This is a genomic window from Tamaricihabitans halophyticus, assembly GCF_004340875.1.
Lineage (GTDB): Bacteria > Actinomycetota > Actinomycetes > Mycobacteriales > Pseudonocardiaceae > Tamaricihabitans > Tamaricihabitans halophyticus.
Map to the genome: position 1 here is coordinate 1 of NZ_SLXQ01000008.1, position 11,156 is coordinate 11,156.

The window sequence follows — 11,156 nt, forward strand, 5'->3', positions numbered from 1 at the left end:
ACCCCCCGGATCATGGATTCGACTGGGGGACTCAGTCATGCCAAGCCCGGCGACCGCAGCTCCTGGACCAAGAGCCACGAACAAGGTAACGGGGGTGGCGCGAGCCGCGCCCGGTGGACGCGCGGTACTGGTCCGGGACGCGGCGGGGTACCGACTGGACGCGGAGGTAGTGCGGCTCGACGCTACCGAACTGCGGGAGCGGTTGGCCGCCGCCCGGTCGATCGACGAACCCGGAGACCGCGCCGCCGAGCTCGCCCCGACGCGCGCGCTCTGGCGCGGCCAGCCGTATGGCGAGTTTGGTGACGAACCGTGGGCGATCGCGGAAGTCAGCGCGCTCGTCGAAGTTCGGCTGCAGGCGGTGGAAATGGAGGCCGCCGCTCGGCTGGACGCTGGTGACGCCCCGCCCGCGTTGGCGATCGTAGCGCCGTTCCTGCCGGAGTACCCGATGCGCGAATCGCTGGTTGCCGTCGCGATGCACGCGGCATACGCGGCGCGGCGTATGCCCGAAGCGCTGCGGCTCTATGAACGGCTCCGCACGCAGCTTGCCGAGGAGCTTGGCGTCGACCCTGGCGAGGAAACCCAGCGGCTGTAAACCGGATCCTTCGTCAGGATCCCGCGTTGGCCCCAGCCGCGCGCTCGGCTGCTGGCGCGGCGAAATCGGGGCAGCCGAAATCGGCACAAGGAAATCTGCCGAGGCACGGCTCATCACTGGTCGGGCGTGCCGATGAGATCGACGAGACGCTGGGCCTTCTTGCCGACAACCGGCTGCTGACGGTCCTTGGGATCGGCGGAGTGGGCAAGACGCGATTGGCGACCGCTGTCGCGGACCGGCTTCTTGAGCCCGGCGAGGTTGCCTCGGTGTGGTTTGTCGATCTCACGGTGCTCGGCAACGGGGCAGGCGCGGGACCTGGCCAGGCGGCGATAACCCAGTTGGTCTCCAACGTGCTTGGGCTCGCGAGCAGGGGCGAGGAAGCCGATCCGATCGACCAGATAGCCACGGCCGTGCAGGGCCGAGACATCTTGTTGCCGCCCCCGCCAAACGTGGCCGGCGTAGCGCCCACTCCCATGCTGGCCGGAGCACGGGCTGAATCCTGGCTCGAGCACGTGACCAATGGGGCGACATTGCGCCTTCACCCGCACCTTCGGTGCGTCAGCGCTTCAGCTCGGTTAGCTGATACGTGATCCATGGCGTCGAAGGTTATGGCCCGTCGACCCAACTATCTCTCAACGTAACCGCCGGCTCGGGGACTACCAGCGGAAATGTTCCGCGACGCCTTTCCGCGGCGAGCGAGGTGGTCGTCTTGTGCGATTCACCGAACTCGGCTGTGGCCACTCGGACGATCGCACGAACTTGGGTGCGTTTGACTGACGAGACAATTCGTCATTGGCCGATCGCGGAAGGAGCGCCCGGTGCGACTGACTAGCAGTTCCGATGAAGCTCGAGGTACCCCATCGGAACAAGGAAGACTTTCGGTACGCGCAACCGAGTTCCGGACCATCGCGCTACTCGCCGGTGTCTACATCATCGATTACATCGACCGGGTGATGATCGCCGTCGCGTTGCCGTTGATCGGCGCTGAGTTCGGGCTCAACCGTACCGAGCAGGGCCTGATCGTGTCGGCCTTCGCGATCGCCTACCTGGTCAGCCAGCTGCCGAGTGGCCTACTGGCCGATCGAGTCGGCGCGCGCCCGCTTCTGCTGATCTCGTTGGTCGCTTGGTCGGTGTTTACCGCGGCCACGGGTCTCGCGCCGGGCCTGGTGGTGCTCCTCGTGCTGCGGGTGCTGTTCGGTATCGCGCAGGCGCTGTTTCCGCCCGCTTCGTTCAAAGCGATCGCTGAGCGCACTCGGCGCACGGCACGCAGCAGGGCGACGGGAATGTTGCTCGCCTCGAACTTCGCGGGTGCCGGGTTGGGGCCGCTCATCGTCTCGCCCCTGGTAGTGGCCGCCGGCTGGCGGCATACCTTCTGGATCGTCGCGGTCGGTGGCCTGATCATCGGCTTCGCGCTGTGGAAGCTCCTCCCCGCGCCACTGCCCAGGGAGGTAGCTGAGCCTGAGGAGCAGCAGACGGCCGATACCTCGACCGTTCCACTCAGCCATGTGCTGCGAAACGGGCTGGTGGTGCGCTGCACGCTGATGTTCGCCTGCTTCAACATGCTCTCGTACGGGATGATGACCTGGGTGCCCTCGTATCTCGTCGACGCGAAAGGCATGTCCATGGTCGCGGCAGGGGTATCCGCGGCGATCCCACAGTTGATCACCGCGGTCGCCGTGGTCATCGGAGGGTGGCTGATGAGTCGCTGGTTCGACCAGAAGCCGCAGCTACTCGTCGTCCCCGCGGTGACGATCGCGGCCGTGTTGCTCATCCCGATGCTGCTCGCCGAGGCGACCACGACGTTCACCGTCTTGCAAAGCCTCGCGATGTTCAGCGCCGGGCTGGCCATCATCGGCATCGTTGGCCTGCCAATGCGGGTGCTTCCGCGCGATCTTGTTGGTTCGGCGATGGGCTTGGTCAATACCGGCGGGCAGTTCGCCGGTGTGGTCGCGCCACTGGTGATGGGCTGGCTCGCGGATCGCTTCGGGTTTGGCTCGGCATTCGGGTTCCTGGCCGCGACTACCTTGACCGCGGCACTGATCTCGCTGACTACCCGTGTCCAACACGGCCAACTGGGCAAGTCGGTCTAGCTGTCGTTGAATGGCCGCTGTGCCGGGCCGATCGGTGCGGGCATAGTCAACCGCAGCCGGTACACCCGGAGATCGATCATGATGGCGAGGCGGACATCGGGATCACTCAGGTCCGTATCCGCGATATCGCTCAGCCTGGCCAACCGGTAGCGGAAGGTATTCGAGTGCACGTGCAGGCTCGCGGCGGCCTTGCCGATATCCCCGAAGCAGGTCAGATAGGCATCGAGGGTCGAAACCAGTTGGCTGCCGTGTTCGGCGTCGTGGCGGAGCAGTAGGGCTACGACGCCGTCGTCGGGCAACTCCGGACCACCAGTGCTCTCGGCGAGCCGGAGCAGCATCAGGTCGGTGCGCACCGACCGAAAGGAGGCGGTGGCCCGGTTGCCGCCAGCGATGATGCGCAGCACGTCGTCCGCGTCCGCGCGCGATACCGCGATCTTCGCGGGATCCTCGACGACGCGGCCGACCCCGGCGCGTAACGGTGTTTGTGAACCGGAACGCTGCACGAACTCATCGACGGCGCGGAGCGCGACCCGCTCATCGGCGACCGAGAGCAAGGCGTAGACAACGTCGTCGAGCAGCGTCACCGCCGTGGCCTGGTGTACGAGCCGCAGGTGCAGGCCGAGCGCATCGGAAACCCGGCTGAGTTCGGCCATGCGATCCGCCGCACCGATCGTCGAGCTCAGTTCGATGGCGATGACGCACACCGGCGATTCGGCAATCCCTAGCTGTCGCGCGGTTTCCGCTACGTCACCGTCCCTGGTGAGCAGGGCGGTGAGCTGTTCCGCGTGCAGCCGGGAACCGGTCGTGGTCGCGACGCGTTCGTGGAGTAGGCGCAGTGCGACGATATCGGCGCAGGCGCGAAAGGCGCGGAGCCATTCCTCGGGTGGCGATTCCCGCACGACGGCCCAGACATAGCCCAGCGTCGTGGTACCGGCGCGCACCGCGATTACCGCCCGTGGCCAGTGATCAGGGAAGACCGCAGGTACGAAAACCGGGTCGCTACTGGCCGCCAGCTGGCCGAAGACCCCGAATTCGGCCAGCCGCCCCTGGTAGCGCTCGGGCACCTGCCGGCCGAGGACGGTGCGCACCCTGCCCTCGTCGGTGTCTTCCTGGCCGCTGGAGAACGCGAGTACGCGAGAGGCCGGGTCCTCGATTGTGATCGGCGCGTTCACCAGCGCGCCGATCTCGTTCGCGAGCTGGAACAGATCGCCAGGTGCGCCGTCGTGTCCAGCCCGGAGATCCGCCGTGTCCAGCAACCGTTGCAGCAGGGACAGGAGTTGTTCCCAAGCGACCCCACGCCCCACTTCGACCACGGTCACGTCCGCGGACTCGGCCGCGGATCGCACGGTTGGGTCCGTCGCGACAGGTGCCTTGAGCAGCAGTGCGGTCGCCCCGGCCGAACCAAGTTCGGCGAGCGCGGCGCTCGCCGCGTGGGCGTCGGCAATGCCGATCCCGAGGACGATTCCGGCTGGCGGGATATCGATGGTCGCCGTGGGATCGTGGATGTGGAGATTGTCGACTGGTCGCTCAGCCGTGCCCACGACGACCTGGAGCAGCGTGCTGCCGAGGTTCTGCACGATCGCGGCGAGCTGCGGCACGGGGCTCCCTTCACCTCCGGTGTGTGCCTTGACCATAGGGGTGGGAAACCGGCACATCGTGTCGACTATCGTCGCTGAAGCATGTGATTCAGAACACCAGGAGTGCGTGTGTCGGAAGGGGCAGGGTCGGGTGAGCGCCATTCGACCGGTCGGCGACTGGATGCCGTGTTACCACTGGTCGAGCGGCAACACGCGCTCATCGAGCACCTTCGTGCCCGCGCACCACGGACTACCACGGCCGCGGAACTGGCCAGGCAACTTGGCGTCACCTCCCGAACGGTTGAGCGTGACGTGGCCCGCCTGGTCGACGCCGGGCTTCCGATCAGCGTGCGGCGGGGTCCCGGTGGGGGATACACCTTCGCCGCGCCGACCCGGCTGCCGCCCGTCGCCCTCACGCCCGCCGAGGCCGGAGCGCTGATCTCCGCCGTGGTGGCCGTCGGCCCGTACATCTCGGCCGCCGCGCGCTCGGCCATGGACAAACTGCTCACCGCGATCGGGCCAGACGGCTCCTGACACGTCGTATCGCGGGGCGGATCGCGCTCACCGATCCCGCGCGGGTAGGTAACCCTCGGCGAACGCGGTGGCTACGGCTGCTGCCCGGTCGTTGACCCCGAGCTTCGCGTACACCTGCAGCAAGTACGTTTTCACCGTCGACTCACTGATGAACAGCTGTCGTGCCGCCTCGCGGTTCGTCATACCGCCAGCGATCAACTCCAGCACTTCGAGTTCGCGTTGCGACAGCGGTTCGGCCGCTGGCTGGCGCACCTGTCCCATGAGTCTGGTCGCGACGGTCGGCGCGAGCACCGCTTCGCCGCGGGCGGCTGCCTCGACTGCCCGGAAGAGTTCGTCCCTCGGCGCGTCCTTCAGCACGTAACCGGTTGCCCCCGCCTGAATCGCGGCGAGCACGTCACTGTCCGAATCGTACGTCGTCAACACGAGCACTCTGGCCGGGACGCCACGGTCGGCCAGCTCCGTGATCGCCGTGACGCCATCGGTGCGCGGCATCCGCAGGTCCATCAGGATCACGTCCGGCTCGAGACGTTGCGCCACGGCAACGGCTTCCGCGCCGTCAGCCGCCTCGCCGAGCACGTCGAACCGCTGGTCGGCGCTGAACATCCCGCGTAACCCGTCCCGCACCACCGGGTGATCGTCCACGATCAGTAGTGAGATCACTGTCCACCTCCGACCGGAATCGCTGGCACTGAAGCAGAGATCGCGGTGCCACCACCCGGTTCTGCTTCGATATCGAGCTGACCCGCGAGCCGGCGCACGCGCTTGCGCATACCGATAAGCCCGAACCCGCCATATAGCGAGTCGTTGGCTCGCTTGGCATCGGGATCGAAACCAACCCCGTCGTCGCGCACGTCCAACAACACCCGATCCGTGAGGTACGACAGCGTCAGCCCAACGCGGTTGGCGTTCGCGTGCTTGGCGACGTTGGCGAGTGCTTCCTGCGCCGTGCGCAGCAGTGTCACCTCGACATCCGCGTGCATCGGCCGAGGATCTCCCGTGGTACTCAGCGTGGCATCGATATGGTTCACCTCCGCCCACCGCCGGACCACGTCGCCGATCGCGTCAGGTAGTCGGGACTCGGCGAGCGGTTCCGGGCCCATCGCGCGGACCGTTCGACGAGCCTCGACAAGGCTTTCCCTGGCCAGATTCATCGCGTTGGACGTATGCCGGTGGGCCGTCCTCGGCTCATCGTGTGCCTGCTCGGCCGCCTGCAGCTGGGTGACGATACCGGCCAGTCCCTGGGCAAGGGTGTCGTGGATCTCGTGGGCCATTCGCTGTCGTTCGTCCAGTACGCCCGCCGTGCGGGCCTGGGCGATCAGCTTTGCGTGCAAGCCCGCGTTTTCCGTGAGTGCGGCTTCGAGTCGCTGGTTGGCCTCGTGTAGCTCGGCGAGCGTACGGTGCTGCTCCCGGTTACGTCGATCGGTCATGTCCATGATCGAGAAGCACGCACCGCTCAGTATTGTCGAGACGAGCGCAACCAGCCCCCACTGCCACCAGTCGCCGCCGCCGATCCTCGACAGCCCGCCGAGATAGGACACCGCCATGATCATGGACGTGACGGTCGACCCGAGATATCGCCACTGGTTCCTGAGGTATTCGTAGGCATGCGTATAGCCAATGAAACCGAAGATGCCGTACCAGGGCGCGAGTGCCACCAGGCCGGCGAGTAGTCCGATCAGTCCCGTGTAGTACAGCGTCTGCCCGATGCCGCGCTCGCGCCAGCGCCGGTTCGTGTCGAAAAGGATCAGCCAGCCTGCCGCTGCCAGGGCGAGCGTGAGCATGGCCGGTACGGGCACCGCGATATCCCGCTGTAGCACGGCGAAGACCGTGCTGATGGCCAGTAGGGGATAGGGCAGGAGGATGGTGCCCCACCAGTACTCCTGCCCTTCCTCCTGCTCGACGCTCATCTCTGGCTCCCGTCGCCACCCGCCCACGCCGCGATCTCCCAGCGAGGTCTTCCTACGCCACTCATTCCCACCGGAAGTACCGCGCGGCCAGTCCGGCAGCGAGCACCGTCCACGCCAGCAGTACCGTCAGATGCAGCAATTGTGGCAGCTGGCCCGTGGTGGTGTCCTGCAACGACTGCACGGCGGCGCCGAGTGGGGTGAGATCGCTGATCGTCCGGAGCACGTCGTTCATCGACGCGCGCGGTATCCACAGGCCAGCGAAGAACATACTCGGGAACAGCAGGACGGTCCCGATGGCTCCGGCGCCCTTGCCGCTCGGCGCCCACGCGGCCACGAGCAGTCCAATCGCGAGCATCGCCAACGCGGAAAGCAGGTACGCGCCGAGGAATCCGGGCAGCTGTTCCGGCAGGGCGACGTCGAAGGCGACGCGGGCGATGGCGAGTACCGCCAACATCGTGACCGTGGACAGCAGGGCACACATCAACAGTTGCGCACCAAGCAGAATGCGGGGTTTAACCGGCGTGATTCGCATCCGCCGCAGGACACCCTTCTCGCGGTAGGTGGCGAACTGCTGTGGCAGACCGGTGAACGCGAACAATGCGATGCTCAACGCGACGATGATGGGCGTGTACACATCGATGACCCGCGAGTCCGCGAGGTTGGCTACAGGTTCCCGAAAGGACGGGATGACACCGAGGATCACAAGCAGGAGCGGGGGTATCCCGAGCGTGAAGAACACGCTCATCGGCTCACGGAAGAACAGCTTCGTCTCGACCGCGGCCAGTCGGTACAGGGCGGACATTGTGGTCTCCTCAGGATTCGATGGAACGGCCGGTGAGCGCGACGAACGCGTCGTCCAGCGAGGTTTGCTCGACACGCAGGTCCTCAGCGACGACGTGATGCTGGCTGAGCACTGTGGTCACCGCGAGCAACAGGTTGCCCACGCCGGTGACCACGAGCTGTTCTCCGGCCGACATCGCGGTGGTGACCTCGGGGGCCACCGTGAGGGCGGCGGGGTCGAGCGGTGCCGATGGCCGAAAGCGGATTCGTTGTTCCCCATCGACCCGTGCGACCAGCCCAGCGGGGGTGTCCAGTGCGACGACCCTGCCGGAATCGATGACGGCGAGGCGGTCGCAGAGACGTTCGGCCTCAGCCATGAAATGCGTGACCATCAGGATCGTGACGCCGCGATCCCGGATGCGCTCGATGAGATCCCAGGTATCGCGCCTGGCTTGCGGATCGAGACCCGTGGTGAGTTCGTCGAGCACCGCGACGCGCGGCGCGCCGAGCAAGGCGAGCGCGATCGACAGGCGCTGCTGCTGCCCACCGGATAGCCGGCGGAACTGGGCGTCTGCCTTGTCCGTGAGGCGCAGAACCTCGATCAGTTCCCGCCAGTCGGCCGGATCGCGGTAGAAGGAGCTGTACAGCTCCAGGGCCTCGCGGACCGTGAGCTTGTCCGGTAGGGCGCTAGTCTGCAGCTGTGCGCCCAGTAGCTGGCGCAGTTCATCGTCGTCCCGTCGCGGATCGATATCGCAGACCCGAACGCTGCCGGCGTCCGGGACGCGTAGTCCCTCGATGCATTCGACGGTCGTGGTTTTCCCTGCACCGTTCGGCCCCAGAATGCCGAAGATCTCGCCCTGGTCAACGGTAAAGCTGACCCCGTTCAGTACGGTGTGGTCGCCGTAATGCTTGACCAATCCGGCTACCTCAATAATCGCCATAACCGCAGCCTGCCGGGTGGGCGAGCACCACGGGACTGGTTAATCAGGCATGGCTCGTGGACGACCGGAGGAGGCGGCCATCAACCGATCGGTGGAGGGCCGCCTCCTGTCGAGCTCCGCGACATCGCAGGGCAGGTGCGGGCAATCGGTTCCCGAACGCGTCGCTCAGTCAGTTGGCGGCTGATTCGGCCGCCGCGGCTGCACCGGCGGCCCGGCCGAATACGGCCCCTGCGGTCAGGCCGGTGCCGCCAGGGTAGTTACCGGAGAACAACCCGCCGACCAGCTCACCTGCCGCGTACAGGCCAGGGATGCGCTCTCCCTCGGTGTCCAGCACCTGCGCGTTGTCCACGGCGACGCGTAGACCACCGAAGGTGAAGGTGATCCCACAGCTGACGGCGTAGCCGTAGAACGGTGGCGTGGCCAGCGCCATCGCCCAGTTCGACTTCGGCGGATCGACCTTGGCCACTCGATTGTCCTTGACCGCCGGCTCGAACGGGCGATCCTCGATCGAGCCGTTGAACTCCCGGACCGTCCGAACCAGACCGTCCGGATCGATCCCGAGTTTCGCGGCCAAGTCCTCCAGCGTGTCGGCTTCGGCCATGGTGATCGGCGAGCTGTCGTACTCCTCGGTGCGCAGCAGCGGGCGAGTTGTCGCGTCGAACAGTTGGAAAGCGATTCCTTCTGGCTGGCGCAGGATTTCCCGACCGTATTTGGCGTAGGTGTAGTTGCGGTAGTCCGCGCCTTCGTCGATGAACCGGTTTCCCCGGTTGTTGACCACGATGCCGATCGGATAGCTCTGCCTGGTCAGCTGGTTGGTCAGTTCCCGGTTGCCGCCACTTGGCGAGGCGTTGGCGTCCCATTGCACGCTGTGGCAGGAAGCCCAGTCACCGAACCGGTCCGCGCCCACCGCCAGTGCCGCGTCCAGCACCTCGCCGGTGTTGGCCGGGCTGCCGCGCACCAGCGCCCGCTCCCACCCTTCGCCGAGGTGATCTTTACGGCGCTGTGGATCGGCCTCGAAGCCACCGGCGGCGAGTACCACCGTGCCGGCGCGAATCTGGTGCCGGTTGCCCTCGGCGTCCGTGCACAGTACGCCGGTGACCCTGCCAGTATCGTCCCGCAGTAGCCCGGTAACCGCCGTACCGTATCTGATCTCCACGCCCGAGCCGAGCGCGTGTGCGGTGTGCTGGGCAATCAGGCCTTTGCCGCCATCCACCGTGCCGACCGCGAGGCCGCCGAAGAACACATCGCGACCATCTCGTTGGTATGACTGGCGTTCGTACATCAGCCGCCATGTGATGCCGTGCTCGGCGAGCCACGCCACCAGATCGGCACTGTCCGACACCAGCCGGTCGGTCATCGCATCGTCATTGTGGCCCTCGGTGAGTCGCCGCATATCCGCGATGAACGTCTCAGCTGGATAGGCGCTCAGTTCCGTGGTGTCCAGTCGAGCCACGGTGGTCTCGTTCAGGTAGGGGCGAAGACCGTGCACGCCATCGTGGGTGACCCGGAACGCCCCCGCGGTATAGAACGAGTTCCCACCAGTTTCCGCTGCCGGGGTTTTTTCGACCATGAGTACACTCGCGCCACGGTCTCGTGCCGCGTGTGCCGCGCAGAAGGCGGCGTTGCCCGCGCCGACGATCAGTACATCAACGACGCGGTCGGTCTGGTCGTTGGCCATATTCTCTGTTTCTCCTCAACTGCGCTCTCGGGTGATCCGAAAGCGCTATTGGCTTCTGGGCGTGAATGGCCGTGGAATGCTCAGCTGGTCGTGGTCGCCGGCGCGGCCAGCTCCAGCAATTCGAGCGCTACGTCGAGACAGCGTTGCGGATCGGCGTCCACGGTGGCGAACCGCTCGTCCATGTTCAGATCAAGGAACAGCTCGTCGTAGCCGGCCTCGGCGTAGGCGCGTACATCTTCGACGATCTGCCGTGGCGATCCAGTCAGCAGCTGGCGCTCGCCGTCGGGGCCGAACGCGGGGGTCAGTTTGGTGCTGCCCCTACCGATGAGCTGGATCTCGGCAGGGTCCCTGCCGGCGCTCTCGGCCAACCCGGCGAGCTTGTCCAATAGCGGAGCGATACCCGACAATGCAAGATTTCCGGTGATGTATCCCTGTCCGAACTGGACTGTCCGGCGCAGCGCCGCCGCGGAGTGGCCACCGATCAACAGGGGAGGGTGCGGGTGCTGTACCGGGCGTGGTGCCATCGACGAGCGGGGCACGTCGAAGTAGGTTCCCCGATGCTCGAACTCATCCTGACTCCATGCCGCGGTCACACATTCGAGGAACTCGTCGAACCGTTTGCCGCGGCTCTGCCAGGAGGCACCGGTGGCCAGATACTCGTCGCGTGACCAGCCGAGCCCGAGGCCAATGCTGATCCGACCCCGCGAGACCACATCGAGCGTGGCGAGTTGTTTGGCGAACAGCACCGGGTTGGTGAACGGTGCGTTGTATACCGCACAGCCCAATCGGATTCGTTCGGTGGCGCCCGCAACGTAGGCCAAACTGACCGTCGGGTCGGCCACGCTGCGGAACTGCTCCGGCCAGTGTGCTCCAGGGTTCCCGTAGTACTCATCCTGCGGATCGTGCGCGTAGAGCAGACGCTGGATCGTCCACAGTGAATGGTAGCCGAGCTGCTCTGCCGTGCGGGCTACCCGTGTTTGGATATCCGGGGTCGCCCATGAGCCGCATACCGGTAGGCCGAAGCCGAGCCGCATGACCGTTTCCTTCCTCGCGCCGG

11 protein-coding genes are annotated in these 11,156 nt (G+C 66.2%); 4 read left to right on the forward strand and 7 right to left on the reverse strand.

Going from position 1 to position 11,156, the window contains the following annotated elements; all coding sequences use genetic code 11:
- Positions 1-94: 94 nt before the first annotated feature.
- From EV191_RS17870 to EV191_RS17880, 3 genes are all read left to right on the forward strand, one after another.
- Positions 95-592 (forward strand): AfsR/SARP family transcriptional regulator, encoded by a 498-nt coding sequence (locus EV191_RS17870; protein ID WP_165912995.1) that lies wholly within the window; start codon positions 95-97, stop codon positions 590-592.
- A 26-nt stretch (positions 593-618) separates the two neighbouring features.
- On the forward strand, positions 619-1,182 hold the full coding sequence (locus EV191_RS17875; protein WP_132878244.1) for a hypothetical protein: 564 nt from the start codon (positions 619-621) through the stop codon (positions 1,180-1,182).
- A gap of 228 nt (positions 1,183-1,410) precedes the next feature.
- Complete coding sequence (locus tag EV191_RS17880; RefSeq protein WP_243659038.1) at positions 1,411-2,682, forward strand: MFS transporter; 1,272 nt, start codon at positions 1,411-1,413, stop codon at positions 2,680-2,682.
- Here the strand turns inward: EV191_RS17880 and EV191_RS17885 are convergent.
- Positions 2,679-4,280, reverse strand: a complete 1,602-nt coding sequence (locus EV191_RS17885; RefSeq protein WP_165912996.1) for a PucR family transcriptional regulator — start codon at positions 4,278-4,280, stop codon at positions 2,679-2,681. The two genes, EV191_RS17880 and EV191_RS17885, sit on opposite strands and share 4 nt — an antisense overlap.
- Positions 4,281-4,388: 108 nt before the next feature.
- On the opposite strand from EV191_RS17885, the gene EV191_RS17890 reads away from it, so the two are divergent.
- Positions 4,389-4,793 carry a helix-turn-helix transcriptional regulator gene (locus EV191_RS17890; protein ID WP_132878246.1) on the forward strand — a complete coding sequence of 135 codons (405 nt, stop codon included), beginning with the start codon at positions 4,389-4,391 and terminating at the stop codon, positions 4,791-4,793.
- 27 nt (positions 4,794-4,820) lie between these two features.
- On the opposite strand, the gene EV191_RS17895 is transcribed toward EV191_RS17890, so the two are convergent.
- The 6 genes from EV191_RS17895 to EV191_RS17920 form a co-directional block, all read right to left on the reverse strand.
- Positions 4,821-5,453, reverse strand: coding sequence for a response regulator (locus tag EV191_RS17895; RefSeq protein ID WP_132878247.1), 633 nt, complete (start codon positions 5,451-5,453; stop codon positions 4,821-4,823).
- Positions 5,450-6,700 carry a sensor histidine kinase gene (locus EV191_RS17900; RefSeq protein ID WP_132878248.1) on the reverse strand — a complete coding sequence of 417 codons (1,251 nt, stop codon included), beginning with the start codon at positions 6,698-6,700 and terminating at the stop codon, positions 5,450-5,452. Before EV191_RS17900 ends, EV191_RS17895 begins: the two co-directional genes overlap by 4 nt.
- A gap of 61 nt (positions 6,701-6,761) precedes the next feature.
- Positions 6,762-7,502 carry an ABC transporter permease gene (locus EV191_RS17905; protein WP_132878249.1) on the reverse strand — a complete coding sequence of 247 codons (741 nt, stop codon included), beginning with the start codon at positions 7,500-7,502 and terminating at the stop codon, positions 6,762-6,764.
- A gap of 10 nt (positions 7,503-7,512) precedes the next feature.
- A complete protein-coding gene (locus EV191_RS17910) occupies positions 7,513-8,421 on the reverse strand; it encodes an ABC transporter ATP-binding protein (RefSeq protein WP_132878250.1) in 909 nt (302 codons plus the stop codon).
- Between the two features lie 169 nt (positions 8,422-8,590).
- Positions 8,591-10,099, reverse strand: a complete 1,509-nt coding sequence (tcuA, locus tag EV191_RS17915; RefSeq protein ID WP_132878251.1) for an FAD-dependent tricarballylate dehydrogenase TcuA — start codon at positions 10,097-10,099, stop codon at positions 8,591-8,593.
- Positions 10,100-10,179: 80 nt separating this feature from the next.
- Positions 10,180-11,133, reverse strand: coding sequence for an LLM class F420-dependent oxidoreductase (locus tag EV191_RS17920; RefSeq protein ID WP_132878252.1), 954 nt, complete (start codon positions 11,131-11,133; stop codon positions 10,180-10,182).
- Positions 11,134-11,156: the final 23 nt, after the last annotated feature.

Coding starts and splice junctions, on each gene's coding strand:
- EV191_RS17900 (WP_132878248.1), bottom strand. CDS start 6,700: ATGAGCGTCGAGCAGGAGGAAGGGCAGGAGTACTGGTGGGGCACCATC.
- EV191_RS17905 (WP_132878249.1), bottom strand. CDS start 7,502: ATGTCCGCCCTGTACCGACTGGCCGCGGTCGAGACGAAGCTGTTCTTC.
- EV191_RS17910 (WP_132878250.1), bottom strand. CDS start 8,421: ATGGCGATTATTGAGGTAGCCGGATTGGTCAAGCATTACGGCGACCAC.
- tcuA (WP_132878251.1), bottom strand. CDS start 10,099: ATGGCCAACGACCAGACCGACCGCGTCGTTGATGTACTGATCGTCGGC.
- EV191_RS17920 (WP_132878252.1), bottom strand. CDS start 11,133: ATGCGGCTCGGCTTCGGCCTACCGGTATGCGGCTCATGGGCGACCCCG.